General features: G+C 61.4%; 14 protein-coding genes. 4 read left to right on the top strand and 10 right to left on the bottom strand.

All coding sequences use genetic code 11. The features are described 5' to 3' along the window. Positions 1-180: 180 nt before the first annotated feature. A complete protein-coding gene (locus ASE80_RS19440; RefSeq protein WP_056860402.1) occupies positions 181-786 on the bottom strand; it encodes a TetR/AcrR family transcriptional regulator in 606 nt (201 codons plus the stop codon). A gap of 83 nt (positions 787-869) precedes the next feature. On the opposite strand from ASE80_RS19440, the gene ASE80_RS19435 reads away from it, so the two are divergent. Then, a complete protein-coding gene (locus ASE80_RS19435; protein ID WP_056860401.1) occupies positions 870-1,469 on the top strand; it encodes an NAD(P)H-dependent oxidoreductase in 600 nt (199 codons plus the stop codon). On the opposite strand, the gene ASE80_RS19430 is transcribed toward ASE80_RS19435, so the two are convergent. Next, complete coding sequence (locus ASE80_RS19430; RefSeq protein WP_056860400.1) at positions 1,470-1,859, bottom strand: hypothetical protein; 390 nt, start codon at positions 1,857-1,859, stop codon at positions 1,470-1,472. A gap of 31 nt (positions 1,860-1,890) precedes the next feature. Beyond that, a complete protein-coding gene (aroA, locus tag ASE80_RS19425) occupies positions 1,891-3,147 on the bottom strand; it encodes a 3-phosphoshikimate 1-carboxyvinyltransferase (protein ID WP_056860399.1) in 1,257 nt (418 codons plus the stop codon). A 341-nt stretch (positions 3,148-3,488) separates the two neighbouring features. Here aroA and ASE80_RS19420 point away from each other — a divergent pair, with 341 nt between their 5' ends. Further along, positions 3,489-4,118: a lytic polysaccharide monooxygenase auxiliary activity family 9 protein gene (locus ASE80_RS19420; RefSeq protein ID WP_056860398.1), complete on the top strand. Its 630-nt coding sequence runs from the start codon at positions 3,489-3,491 to the stop codon at positions 4,116-4,118. A 6-nt stretch (positions 4,119-4,124) separates the two neighbouring features. Here ASE80_RS19420 and ASE80_RS19415 read toward each other — a convergent pair whose 3' ends face one another. Both ASE80_RS19415 and ASE80_RS19410 read right to left on the bottom strand, forming a co-directional pair. Next, the gene (locus ASE80_RS19415) at positions 4,125-4,679 is read right to left on the bottom strand and encodes a UPF0149 family protein (protein ID WP_056860397.1); all 555 of its coding nucleotides are present in this window, start codon (positions 4,677-4,679) and stop codon (positions 4,125-4,127) included. 41 nt (positions 4,680-4,720) lie between these two features. Further along, the gene (locus ASE80_RS19410; protein ID WP_056860396.1) at positions 4,721-6,010 is read right to left on the bottom strand and encodes a chloride channel protein; all 1,290 of its coding nucleotides are present in this window, start codon (positions 6,008-6,010) and stop codon (positions 4,721-4,723) included. A gap of 192 nt (positions 6,011-6,202) precedes the next feature. On the opposite strand from ASE80_RS19410, the gene ASE80_RS19405 reads away from it, so the two are divergent. Continuing rightward, positions 6,203-7,015, top strand: a complete 813-nt coding sequence (locus ASE80_RS19405; RefSeq protein WP_056860395.1) for a crotonase/enoyl-CoA hydratase family protein — start codon at positions 6,203-6,205, stop codon at positions 7,013-7,015. A gap of 5 nt (positions 7,016-7,020) precedes the next feature. Next, positions 7,021-7,854, top strand: a complete 834-nt coding sequence (nudC, locus tag ASE80_RS19400; protein ID WP_056860394.1) for an NAD(+) diphosphatase — start codon at positions 7,021-7,023, stop codon at positions 7,852-7,854. Here nudC and ASE80_RS19395 read toward each other — a convergent pair. The 5 genes from ASE80_RS19395 to ASE80_RS19375 all read right to left on the bottom strand — a co-directional run. Then, positions 7,822-8,601 carry a TSUP family transporter gene (locus ASE80_RS19395; protein WP_017139107.1) on the bottom strand — a complete coding sequence of 260 codons (780 nt, stop codon included), beginning with the start codon at positions 8,599-8,601 and terminating at the stop codon, positions 7,822-7,824. The two genes, nudC and ASE80_RS19395, sit on opposite strands and share 33 nt — an antisense overlap. A gap of 258 nt (positions 8,602-8,859) precedes the next feature. Then, on the bottom strand, positions 8,860-9,579 hold the full coding sequence (gene pcsA, locus ASE80_RS19390; RefSeq protein WP_017134682.1) for a phosphatidylcholine synthase: 720 nt from the start codon (positions 9,577-9,579) through the stop codon (positions 8,860-8,862). A gap of 149 nt (positions 9,580-9,728) precedes the next feature. Next, the gene (locus ASE80_RS19385; protein ID WP_056860393.1) at positions 9,729-10,643 is read right to left on the bottom strand and encodes a class I SAM-dependent methyltransferase; all 915 of its coding nucleotides are present in this window, start codon (positions 10,641-10,643) and stop codon (positions 9,729-9,731) included. A gap of 151 nt (positions 10,644-10,794) precedes the next feature. Continuing rightward, positions 10,795-11,283, bottom strand: coding sequence for a DUF1289 domain-containing protein (locus tag ASE80_RS19380; protein WP_056860392.1), 489 nt, complete (start codon positions 11,281-11,283; stop codon positions 10,795-10,797). A 134-nt stretch (positions 11,284-11,417) separates the two neighbouring features. Beyond that, positions 11,418-12,273 (bottom strand): ribonucleotide-diphosphate reductase subunit beta (locus tag ASE80_RS19375; protein ID WP_056860391.1); only part of this gene is annotated, 856 nt, incomplete at its 5' end.

Below are 12,273 nucleotides of genomic sequence, written 5' to 3'. Positions count from 1 at the left end.
CACAGTTGACCGCATGTAGTTTTGAATATGAGGTCGGCTGCGGATTTGCATGCACTGAAGAGCTGCTTTTCTGTGGGAGCTGGCTTGCCTGCGATGCAGGCACCTCGGTATCGCAGGTACATCAAGTTGATGCCATCGCAGCGGTACGATAATTCGACAAGCCTGCTCCCACGTGAAGAATCATTTCACCGTGCCGCGATTGACCATCGCCAGAATCGTCTCCAACAACTCCTGCTGCGCCTCCTCACGGCTGATCTCACCACTGGCGGCCGCCTGGGACAAGGCCTCGGCGGCGCCCAGCATGGCGCGCAAGCCCGCTTGGGAAACAGTGCCGTTGGGCGCGAACGGCGCCAGTGCATCGCGGCACTTTTGCAGAAAGATCGCCTCGTATTTGCGCTTCAGCGTTTCCAGTTCCGGCGAGCTGCTCAAGGCGGCAATCACCCCCGGAATTTCCCGCCCTTGCAACAACACGCAATCGACGTAACACGACGCGATGACCCAGGCTTGCTCGTGCAGGGTGGCGGCGCTGGAGTCCAGCGCCTCGGCAAACACCTGGTTCTGGCGGCTATCGAAGTCTTCATACAGTGCGGCCAGCAAGCCGGCACGGGTGACGAAATGGTCGTAGACCACCGGCTTGGTAACGCCTGCCAGCTCGGCCAGGCGGCCCAGGGTCAGGGCTTCGGTGCCTTCTTCGCGCACCAGTTGCCAGGCCATGTCGAGCAATTGGCGCAGGCGATCCTCGCGGGACAGGCGGCGGCGTGGGGCAGGGGATTCAGTGCTTGACATGCTTATATACCAAAAGTAACTTAAGATCCTTAACCTACTAAAAGTAGCTAGCCCCCAGCCTAGCCCGAAATGGAGTGAATGTCATGCACGCACTGATCGTTGTAGCCCATCACGACCCGCAATCCCTCACCCATAGCGTCGCCGCACAGGTGGCGGCCGGGCTCACGGCGGCCGGCCACACTTATGAGGTTGCCGACCTCGCCGCCGAAGGCTTCGACCCGCGCTATACCGCCGGCGACCACCTCGTACACCGCGCTCGCGCTGAGCCGCCCGTCGATGTGCTCGCCGAGCAGGCGCGCATCGACCGCGCCGATGCGCTGGTGCTGACATTCCCCATTTATTGGTGGTCGCTGCCGGGCCTGCTCAAAGGTTGGATCGACCGTGTGTTCGTCAACGGCTGGGCGATCGATTACGGCCCGGATACGCCGGTGGTGAAAAAACTGCGGCACTTGCAGGTGCACCTGCTGGCGCTGGGTGCGGCAGATGAAAGCGCGTTCGATCGGCACGGTTATGCCAAGGCCATGCGCACGCAGATCGACTACGGGATTTTTGATTACTGTGGGGCGCAGGTGGTGACGTCAACGCTGCTGCTGGAAACGGAAAGCGGCGCTGCGCAGGCGCATTTGCACACGGCAAAAGCCATCGGGCAGCGCGTGTTTGAAGCGGAAACGGTGGCCGGGTAGTCAGCCTTCGCGAAACAGATCATGGGCATCCAGCAGGCGGTAGGCGATTTCCGGGCGCTTCTCCAGGCCACGGCGAATCGCCGCCGGAATCGCCTGGCGGGTTTTGCGGCACAGGCCGGGCTGCTCGTCGATGTTGATCTGAATGCCGCGCATGCTCTTGACCTCGGTGTGCCCTGGCGCCACCTGCACGCGGATGCCCAATAGCTCGAACATCTTCTGTTGCATGTGTTCCAGGTCTTGCAGGCTCTGGAGGTTTTCCAGGCGCTCGACCAGCTTCTTCTCTTCCTGACGCGTCAGGCTGAGGATACGCAGGTCGGCGCCGGGCGCCTGCAACAGCTGTTCGCGGTCACAGGCACACACGCCGGGTGGGCAGGGTTGGCGGATGGTCATGTGCATTCCCTCCCCATGCCGACGTGCTGGCTCAGTAGCTGAGCGCAACCCCAAGGCTGCCCAAGGCCTTCCAGTATTCAGGGTAGGTCTTGGCCACGCAGTCCGGGTCCTGGATGCGAATACCCGCCACCTTCAGCCCGGCCAGGGCAAAGCACATGGCGATGCGATGGTCGGCGTGGGTGTCGATCAGCGCATTGCAAGAGGTGCCGGCGAGTGCCGGGTCGCTGGCCACCAGCAGGTCGTCGCCCTCGATGGTCGCCAAACCTGGGCGAATCGCGTTGAGGCCGTCGTGCAGCGCCTGCACACGGTCACATTCCTTGACGCGCAGGTTGGCCAGTTCCGTGAAGCGCACCGGGGTATTGTTGAACGCGGCCAGCACCGCCAGAGTCGGGATCGCGTCCTGCATCTGCGAGCCGACCACGGTGCCTTGCATGTTCGGGAACTGTGCGATCACGGCCTGGGCCTTGGCGTCCGGCTGGGTGAAGTCCTGCGCGGCCACGCCGATGTCGATGCGCCCGCCGGTCAACACTTCGGCAGCCCACAGGTAAGTGGCGGCGGAGGCGTCGGGTTCGATCAGGTAGTCATGGGCGCTGTAACCGGTAGGGGCCACGCGCCAGGTGGTGTCGTCGACCACCTCGACCTGCGCACCGAACGCACGCATGCAGTCCAGGGTCAGGTCAACATAACCACGGGCGCCGATGTCCTTGCCGGTCAACGCCACTTCAATCGGCGCCTGGCCACAGGCCGCGAGCATCAGCAGCGCCGACACGTACTGGCTGGACAAGCCGCCATCAATCTCGAAACGCTTGGCCTGCACCTTGCCCACGCCGTGCACGGTCACCGGTGGGCAGCCGGTCGGGCTGTCGACGCGGATGCCGTTCTGGCCGAGGGTGGCCAGCAGCGGGCCGATCGGGCGCTTTTGCATGTAGTCGTCGCCGTCGAGCACCACGGTGCCTTCGACGGTCGCCACGGCGGCGGTGAGAAAACGCATCGCGGTGCCGGCATTGCCGAGAAACAGCGGCTGCGAGGGCAATTGCAGTTTGCCGGAGCCTGTGACCACGAAGGTGGTGTCGTCCGGTTCATCGATGCTCACGCCCATCTGGCGCAAGGCCACCGACATGTGGCGGGTGTCATCGCTTTTCAACGCGCCGCTCAGGCGGCTGGTGCCCTTGGCCAGCGCGGCCAGCAACAGGGCGCGGTTGGTAATGGATTTGGAGCCGGGGGGCGCGACCTTGCCGTTCAGGGCGAAATTGGGCGGTGTAACGGTCACGGTTTTCTGCGAACTCAAGGTACAAGGCTCCTGATCAAGGCAAGGCGGTGTGGAGTGGCCGACGGGCGGACCCGAATAATCAGCCAAACACGCCACCCTTGTCGAGCAGGGATCGTGGCAGGGCGCGTATTTCGAGGCGGTCGCCGACTTGTCCGGGGAACGGACTGCTCCTGTAGTCGAACTACTTCTGTGGGCGTAGGACAAGTAGCAAATCCGATGCAGGACAACGCCCTTTACTCAGCGATACGCGGGCAGCGTGCGAATTTTCCGAGAGAAGCAGCGGCTGGACAATAACGCCCGCCAAGGTAAGTTCGAAGCGTGCCCCATGACGGGGCACATTCAATCAAGGAGTGAATGAAATGAACAAACCCCAGACCCAACTTCGTCACGGTCGCGTCGTGACCCCGCCCAGCCGTGGTTCGGTGGCAGTGGAGCGTGGCCTGCTCGGCAACTGGCAGGTCAACGAGATGGAAGGCGGTAAAAACTTCCCATCGCTCACCGCCGGGCCGTTCCCGGCACCCTATGAAACCGATGATCAAAGCGTCACGCCGCCGGCCGACGGGCATATCTTGAGCGGCGGCAAAACCGACGACCGCGATTGCCTCAACTTCACCGACGAGGAGATGAGCAAAAAGCTCAACACGCCGTTTACCTGGCCATTGCTGAATGTCGAGGCTGGCCAGGTGTTCAAGGTGCAGTGGGAGTACACCGCCGCCCACGTCACCCGTGGTTATCGCTGGCTGATCACCAAGGATGGCTGGGACCCCAAGCAACGCATCAGCCGCGCGCAACTCGAGGCCCAGCCGTTTTTCGAAGACTTCTACACCCAAGTGCCGTACTACCAGCACGCCGATGAAATGAAAGCCAAGGTCGAACACCAGGTCACGCTGCCCAAGGGCAAGAAAGGCCGGCATGTGGTGGTGTTGATGTGGATCGTGGCCAACACCGGCAACGCGTTCTACCAGGCGTTTGACCTGGACTTCAAATAAGCGCTGTTAACGCTGGGCCAACCAGTAGTCATGCAGCGCCCGCGCAGCGGGTTCGATCGCTCGAGCCCGCTGTTGGTGGGCGTTTACATCCAGGTCGGCCGGCAGTTCGAAGTTGTCCTGCTCGGCGCACCAGGAAATCTTCTCCAGCAGCGCCGCCTGTTCGGCCGGCAGTTCTGGCCAGTTGCCAATCGCCGCACCACGGATATAGCCAAAGCACCATTCCTCGGCGAGCGTTACGGTTTGGCCTTGGTGTTCGGTGTCATCAAAGCGCGCCTTGAAGCTTTGCGCGTCGGTGGCCAATTGCGCCGCCAGCGTATTCATATGACGCACGCACAGCTCAAGGAAACGCTGGGCCTCTTCCACGTTTTCCCAGGCCGGGTTCTGCCCACCCCAGATCGCCGGGAACCACTCACCGACGTCCACTTGTGCCGGGCTGGAGACCAGCGCGGTGAAGTAGCCGTCGAGTTCAGCCAGGTTCAGCACCGAATGATCGTCGCCGTATTTCAACAGCGTTTCGTCGATGAAGTCGAAATCGGCAGGGGTGAGGGGTTGGGCGAGCATGGGCATGTCCTTTAAACGTCGAGCGCCGCGCAGTGGGCGGCTTAAAGCGCAGAGGATGGCGCTTGGGCGGGCTTTTTTCCACTTATTTCCCAGCGCTGACACAGCTTGCTCACGCACATCGAACCCACCACTGCCAGAATGATCGGCACCAGAAAGTCATGCTCAATACGCGTAAATTCCGCCACCAGCACAATCGCAGTCAGGGGCATGCTCATGCTGGACGCCAAAAACGCCGCCGCGCCGATAATCGCAAACGCGCCCAGCGGCACCCCGGGCCACACCAGGCTCCAGGCACCGCCGAGCAGAATCGCCAGCAGCGCACCGTTGGCCAGGCCCGGCGTCAGCAGGCCGCCTTCGGCGCCGGCGCGCAGGCTGCTGGCGGTGATCAACACCTTGACCAGCAGCAGGGTGGCGGCCAGGCCAATCGTCAGCTCATTGTCGAAGCCCAGTTGCGCCGGGCCTTTGCCATTGCCGAGGATCTGCGGCAGCAGCATCGCCAGCCCGCCGATAATGCTGAAGTTGATCAGCGACATGACTGGCAGGCGCCAACCGCGCGCGGCGTTGGCCCTGGCGGCGCCGGTAAAACGGCTGAACCCATAAGCGGCCACGCCAAACACCGGCCCGCACACCACGGCCCAGGCGATCAGCGCCGGGCTCAACACAAAATGCGGCACGGCATATTGCGATTCCGCACCCAGCCCGATCCACGCCACCGACGCACCAATCGCCGAAGTTGCCAGCGCAATCACCGCCGCCGGCCAACTGAAGGCGCCCACCAGCACTTCCAGCACGAATACCGCGCCGCCCAAGGGCACGTTGTACACCGCCGCCAGCCCCGCGCCGGCGCCGCAGGCCACGATCAAACGGTGCATGTCAGGTTCCAGGCGCGCCCGTTGTGACAGCCAGGTCGCGGCCAGCGCGCCGACTTCGCGCGGCGCCACTTCACGGCCCAATGGCGACCCGAGGGCCACGGTGATGATCTGCAGCACGGCGTGGGCGAGGGTGGTTTTGGGTGGCATGATCGGCATCTTTTCAGACACGGCCTGTTTGATGCTCACCAGCGGGCGGCCGTAGCGATAAATCATCCACCAGCCCAACCCGGCGACCAGGCCGCACACCACCAGCACCAGCAGACGCCGCTGCGGCGCGGCAGCGGTGACGCCCCACAAAAAGGTTTCGTGGCTGACCAGGCTGTCGAGGCTGTAACCGTAGGCCAGGTGCTGGATGCCGTGCAGCAGCAACGCCAGCAACATCCCGCCCAGCCCGGCACCAATGCCGGTCAGCACGACCACCAGGGCCAGAATCAATGATGAACGAAAGGTGGACGGCATAGCGGGCTCCAGGCAGTGGCCCTGAGTGTATAGCCGATAAAGTGCGGTGCCTGGGTGAAATGTATCGGCAGTCCATAAACCCGGCGGCCACAACATTTCATTACTTTTGCCAGTCCCGTTTTTGGCCGATGCGCCGTCACGCTCCCTTGTTATAGTTCGAGCCTTATTACTCGCCAGTCAGGGATCACTGCCATGTCCGAATACCAAGCTTTCGTCGTCGAACTCACCGGCAACGTTGCCCATGTGCAGATCAACCGCCCGGAAAAAATCAACGCGATGAACGCGGCGTTCTGGACCGAAATCATCGACATCTTCCAATGGGTCGAAGACACCGACGCCGTGCGCGCGGTGGTGCTCAGCGGCGCCGGCAAGCATTTCTCTTCCGGTATCGACTTGATGATGATGGCCTCGGTAGCCAATAGCTTTGGCAAGGACGTGGGCCGCAACGCACGCCTGCTGCGGCGCAAGATCCTCGAGCTGCAAGCCTCGTTCAATGCCGTCGACACCTGCCGCAAGCCGGTGCTGGCGGCGATCCAGGGTTACTGCATCGGCGGCGCCATCGACCTGATCAGCGCCTGTGACATGCGCTACGCCGCCGAAGGCGCGCAGTTCTCGATCAAGGAAATCGATATCGGCATGGCCGCCGACGTCGGCACCCTGCAACGGCTGCCACGCATCATTGGCGACGGCATGTTGCGTGAACTGGCTTACACCGGTCGCCCGTTCGGCGCCGAAGAAGCGCGCAGCATCGGCCTGGTCAATCGTGTGTATCCCGATCAGGACAGCCTGCTGGCCGGGGTCATGGAAATCGCCCATGAAATCGCGAGCAAATCACCGATTGCAGTGGCCGGCACCAAGGCCATGATCAGCTATATGCGTGACCATACGGTCAATGATGGTCTGGAATACGTTGCCACCTGGAACTCGGCTATGTTGCAATCCAACGACCTGCGCGTGGCCATCGCGGCCCATATGAGTAAGCAGAAACCCGAATTCGTGGATTGACTGATATGACACCAGGCTGGATTACCACAACGCTGCTGGACAATGACGCCCCTGGCGGCTGGGCCGTCGCCCGCAGCCGCGAGGGCTTTTTGCATGACACCAATGGTCCGCTGTTTCCGCGTGAATGGCTCAAGCGCCAGGATCTGTTGGTGTTTGCCGAGCACGGCATTGGCCACCTTGACGGTGAGCCGGTGTATTTGCTGGAACTGAACGCGGCGGCCGAGGTGCCGGGCTGCAGTTGGCAGGGCTTGCGCGGCTTTATGTTGCAGGGCGACCACACCCTGTACAAAGTGCTGGGCTACGCCGCGCAGATCGGCACCTGGGCGCGGGAGCATCGGTTCTGTGGCAGTTGCGGCCAGGCGATGGTGCAGGTGCCACGCGAGCGGGCGATGTATTGCCAGGCCTGCGACCTGCGCAGCTACCCACGGATTTCGCCGAGCATGATTGTGCTGGTGACCCGTGGCGACGAGATTTTGCTGGCGCGTTCGCCGCGTTTTGTCACGGGCGTGTACAGCACGCTGGCGGGGTTCGCCGAGCCGGGTGAGTCGGCCGAAGATTGCCTGATTCGTGAAGTGCGCGAAGAAGTGCAGGTGGAGGTCAAGAACATCCAGTACATGGGCAGCCAGTGCTGGCCGTTCCCGCACTCGATGATGCTGGGCTTCCATGCCGAGTACGCCGGGGGGGACATCGTGCCCCAGGCCGACGAGATCGAGGACGCGCAGTGGTTCAACATCCACGACTTGCCGCCGTTGCCGGCGTCACGTTCGATTGCGCGTTACCTGATCGACCTCTACCTGGCGCGCCGTTTAGGCCACGCTGAACCAGTGTTGCCAGGCTAGGCGCACCGTCAGGCCGAGGACCACGGTGATAAACACCGGGCGAATGAATTTGGCGCCGCCGCTGATTGCGCTGCGTGCGCCAAAGAACGCGCCACACATTACCGAGAAGCCCATCGCCAGGCCGACGATCCAGTCCACCGAGCCATTGAAGATAAACACCGACAGCGCCGCTGCGTTGCTGACGAAGTTCATGCTGCGCGCCACGCCGCTGGCTTTAACCAGGTCGATGGGGTGCAGCAGCATCGTGCTGACTGTCCAGAACGCGCCGGTGCCGGGGCCGGCCACGCCGTCGTAGAAACCCAGGCCGAAGCCTTGGGTGGACTGCCATTTCTTCTTGATCGGTGCATCGGCATCCAGCGGCGCCTTGGGCGTGCCGCCGAACAGCAAATACACACCACAGGCGAACACGATCACCGGGAGCATTTTGTTCAGGGTTTCGGCGGGCAGGTAGTGGGCGACCACGGCACCCGCCAAAGCGCCGACCAGTGTGCCGACGATAGCGTGCACCCATTGGCGCGGGTGAAACAGCTTGCGCCGGTAGAAGGTAAAACTGGCGGTGGCGGAGCCGAAGGTCGAGCTGAGCTTGTTGGTGCCCAGCACCAGGTGCGGTGGCATGCCGGCGGTGAGCAGGGCCGGCGTGGTAAGCAGCCCGCCGCCGCCGGCGATGGCGTCGATAAAGCCGGCAATAAAGGCCACGCAGGCAAGAATGGCGAGGGTGGTCAGGTCAACGCTGAGTTCGAAGGGCATGGGCAGGGCTTATTATTGGCAGGGCGCAGAAAAGGGCTGCGCCAAAGATCGCCATCTTACCTGCCGGATGCAGCCAGATCCAAATGTGGTAGCTGGCTTGCCTGCGATAGCGGTAGGGCAGGCCCAACTGCTGTAACTGACCCGACGCCATCGCAGGCAAGCCAGCTCCCACCTTTAAACCGTGCCTGCCTGGCTATGATCGTTCCCACGCTCTGCGTGGGAATGCCGCTTGGGACGCTCTGCGTCTGCTCTGGATCTTCAGCTGTGCCGTTTGTCCAGCCACTCCAACGCCGTGCGCCACACACAAATCCCCAGAAAATACGCGGACATCACCGACCACAACCCGAACGTCCACGGGTTGGTATTGGGGTAGTCCACCACCATCAAAAAGCTGCACAGCAACCAGATGGTGGTCACGGCGATGTTGATCGGCATAAAGCGCTTGACCCGGAACGGGTGCAGAAACTTCATCGGTGTCACGGTCAGCAGCGCCAGGCCAATCACCGTGGCCAGGGTTACCCAGGCGTCCGGCTGGATGATGTAAACGCACAAGGCCACCACATTCCACGCCGCAGGAAAGCCGACAAAATAGTTGTCCTTGCTCTTCATGTTCACATTGCAGAAGCAGAACAGCGACGACACCAGGATCACCGACACGGTAAACAGGTGGGTGAAGTCCGGCAGGTCGATATAGCGGTAGATAAACAGCGCCGGAATAAACACATACGTCAGGTAGTCAATCACCAGGTCCAGCACCGAGCCATCAAAGCTTGGCAGTACCGTGCTGACATTGACCCGTCGCGCCAGTGAGCCATCGACGCCATCGACCACCAGCGCCAGGCCCAGCCATAGCAGGCAGGCCTTGGGTGAGTTTTCCAGCAAGGCCAGGGTGGCCAGGAACGCCAGCACCACGCCGGTGGCGGTAAAGCCGTGGGCGCCCCAGGCTTTGAGTCTGGCTACATGCAGGGTCGATATCACGGGCGGCTCTCCAAAAGATGAAACAGGGCAGCCGACGACGTAACGCCGTCGAGTCTGGCCGGGGAATGCAGGTATCGACCGGGAAGGGAGGTATAAGGTTCACCGCCCCGGCGTATCACTTAGCGTAGCAAGGGTCAGACGTTTCGGCATCAACCCTGACGGAACACCAATGCCTTCAAACCGCTCTGCGGGTCGACATCGGGAAATTCCGGCGGGTTTTCCAGCCGCTGTACAAAGCGCAGGCCCGGTGCCTCGCGGGTTACGCCGTCAATCAGGAAGTCCTCACCGAAGGCCGGGTCGTTCATGCAGGCCAATACGGTGCCTTGGGCCGTGAGCAAATCCGGCAGGCGGCGCAGCACGCGTTGGTAGTCTTTGGTCAGCAGGAAGCTGCCTTTCTGGAACGACGGCGGGTCGATGATCACCAGATCGTAAGGGCCGCTGTTGGTCACCTTGGCCCACGACTTGAACAGGTCGTGGCCCAGGAAGCTGACGCGGCTCAGGTCATGACCATTGAGGCGATGGTTGTCGCGCCCGCGACTCAAGGCGCCACGGGCCATGTCCAGGTTCACCACATGATCGGCACCGCCTTCGATGGCGGCCACCGAGAAACCACAGGTGTAGGCGAACAGGTTGAGCACGCGCTGGCCCTTGGCCTGTTCGCGCACCCAGTTGCGGCCGTAGCGCATGTCGAGGAACAGCCCGCTGTTCTGTTTTTTACCCAGGTCGATCAGGTAACGCAGGCCGCCTTCGGTAATGGTCAGCTCGTCAACGGCCTCGCCCGCGAGCCATTCGGTGGTGCTTTGCGGCAGGTAGCGGTGTTGCAACGCGACGGTGTAAGCGCTGAACTGCGATTGCAGCAGTTGTTTAAGGGCTTCGAGCTGCGCAGGCTCGGGTTCCTTGAACAACGAGACCAGCAGCACGCCCTGCAACCAGTCCACCGTCAGTTGCTCCAGGCCCGGCCAGCAGCGGCCACGGCCGTGGAACAGGCGCCGGGTTTCACTCGGTGGGCTGGCCAGGGCGGTGAGCAAATGGGCGTGCAGGGTAGCGAGTGCGTCTGGGTTCATCGTTGAGCGTCAGTCGTTGAGCGGGCGGCATTTTAAACACAGTCACCGACATAAACTGGAAAAAAGCCCGGAGGTGATCAGTTACAGATGTGCTAACTGACAGTTCGCTTTCGCGAGCAAGCCCGCTGCCACATTGGTTTTGTGCTGCCGCTTAAATACTTGCGATCAACGGAGCGCCAAAAGACTCACGCAAAAAGCCCGGTGCGATATAGCGCTCGTAATGCGCCTCGGACAGCAGGAAAAACTCGCGGTCTATCGCATCACGCAAATCCGCCAGGTGGCGTTCGCGAAACTCCGGCAGCAGCACCAGCCCATACGCGTCCAGTTTGGAAATCACCCGCGCACCCCGGGCAATCAACTGGTACGCCCAGCAGTACGGCGACTGGTGCGGCATAAAGCGAATCTTGCGGGTTTCAAGTTGCTGGCGCAAAAGCTGCGGGTCAAACACCTCAAGCTTGCTGGCCATCACCTGCACTAACAACTGTTCCAGGCGCAGCCACACCGCCTGTTTTTCCTCGGCGTTGTAGCCATTCCATTGAATGACTTCATGGTGATAGCGCTTGCAGCCCCGGCAGACCAGGTCGCCGTAAACGGTGGAGCACAGGCCGACGCAGGGTGTTTTGATGGTTTGGTTGGGCATAAAAGGCTTTTTTGCAAAATTCTATGAAACACCGAAGACCCATGTGGGAGCGGGCTTGCCCGTGATAGCAGTGGATCAGTGGATACATCTGTGACTGATACACCGCCATCGCGGGCAAGCCCGCTCCCACATTTTTAATCCCAGCTCAGCGCGCCGCCGGTCTGGTACTCGATCACGCGGGTTTCGAAGAAGTTTTTCTCCTTCTTCAAGTCCATGATCTCGCTCATCCACGGGAACGGGTTTGTCGTCCCTGGGTATTCTTCTTTCAAACCAATCTGCGACAAACGACGATTCGCGATGAACTTGAGGTAATCCTCCATCATCGCCGCATTCATGCCCAATACGCCGCGAGGCATAGTGTCACGCGCGTACTCGATCTCCAGCTGCGTGCCCTGCAAAATCATCTGGGTCGCTTCTTCCTTCATTTCAGCATCCCACAAGTGCGGGTTTTCGATTTTGATCTGGTTGATCACATCGATACCGAAGTTCAGGTGCATCGACTCATCGCGCAGGATGTACTGGAACTGTTCCGCCACGCCGGTCATTTTGTTGCGACGGCCCATGGACAGGATCTGGGTGAAGCCGCAGTAGAAGAAGATGCCTTCAAGGACGCAGTAGTAGGCGACCAGATTGCGCAGCAGCTCTTTGTCGGTTTCGACGGTGCCGGTTTCGAATTTCGGATCGGAGATTGAACGGGTGTATTTGAGGCCCCAGGCTGCCTTTTTGGCGACCGATGGGATCTCGTGGTACATGTTGAAGATCTCGCCTTCATCCATGGCCAGGGATTCGATGCAGTACTGGTAGGCGTGGGTGTGGATCGCTTCTTCGAAGGCCTGGCGCAGGATGTACTGGCGGCACTCCGGGTTGGTGATCAGGCGGTAAACGGCCAGTACCAGGTTGTTGGCAACCAGGGAGTCGGCGGTGGAGAAGAAGCCGAGGTTGCGCATGACGATGCGGCGTTCGTCGTCGGTGAGGCCTTCGGGGTTTTTC

The organism is Pseudomonas sp. Leaf15 (assembly GCF_001421425.1).
Taxonomy (GTDB): domain Bacteria; phylum Pseudomonadota; class Gammaproteobacteria; order Pseudomonadales; family Pseudomonadaceae; genus Aquipseudomonas; species Aquipseudomonas salomonii.
Note: the sequence above shows the minus strand (reverse complement) of the source record. Positions and strands in the feature narration are given on the sequence as shown.

Bases quoted from the DNA above. Each gene is read 5' to 3' on its own strand.
- ASE80_RS19415 (WP_056860397.1), bottom strand. From the start codon at position 4,679: ATGCTCGCCCAACCCCTCACCCCTGCCGATTTCGACTTCATCGACGAA.
- ASE80_RS19440 (WP_056860402.1), bottom strand. From the start codon at position 786: ATGTCAAGCACTGAATCCCCTGCCCCACGCCGCCGCCTGTCCCGCGAG.
- ASE80_RS19405 (WP_056860395.1), top strand. From the start codon at position 6,203: ATGTCCGAATACCAAGCTTTCGTCGTCGAACTCACCGGCAACGTTGCC.
- ASE80_RS19420 (WP_056860398.1), top strand. From the start codon at position 3,489: ATGAACAAACCCCAGACCCAACTTCGTCACGGTCGCGTCGTGACCCCG.
- ASE80_RS19430 (WP_056860400.1), bottom strand. From the start codon at position 1,859: ATGACCATCCGCCAACCCTGCCCACCCGGCGTGTGTGCCTGTGACCGC.
- ASE80_RS19380 (WP_056860392.1), bottom strand. From the start codon at position 11,283: ATGCCCAACCAAACCATCAAAACACCCTGCGTCGGCCTGTGCTCCACC.
- nudC (WP_056860394.1), top strand. From the start codon at position 7,021: ATGACACCAGGCTGGATTACCACAACGCTGCTGGACAATGACGCCCCT.
- ASE80_RS19385 (WP_056860393.1), bottom strand. From the start codon at position 10,643: ATGAACCCAGACGCACTCGCTACCCTGCACGCCCATTTGCTCACCGCC.
- ASE80_RS19435 (WP_056860401.1), top strand. From the start codon at position 870: ATGCACGCACTGATCGTTGTAGCCCATCACGACCCGCAATCCCTCACC.
- ASE80_RS19395 (WP_017139107.1), bottom strand. From the start codon at position 8,601: ATGCCCTTCGAACTCAGCGTTGACCTGACCACCCTCGCCATTCTTGCC.
- ASE80_RS19410 (WP_056860396.1), bottom strand. From the start codon at position 6,010: ATGCCGTCCACCTTTCGTTCATCATTGATTCTGGCCCTGGTGGTCGTG.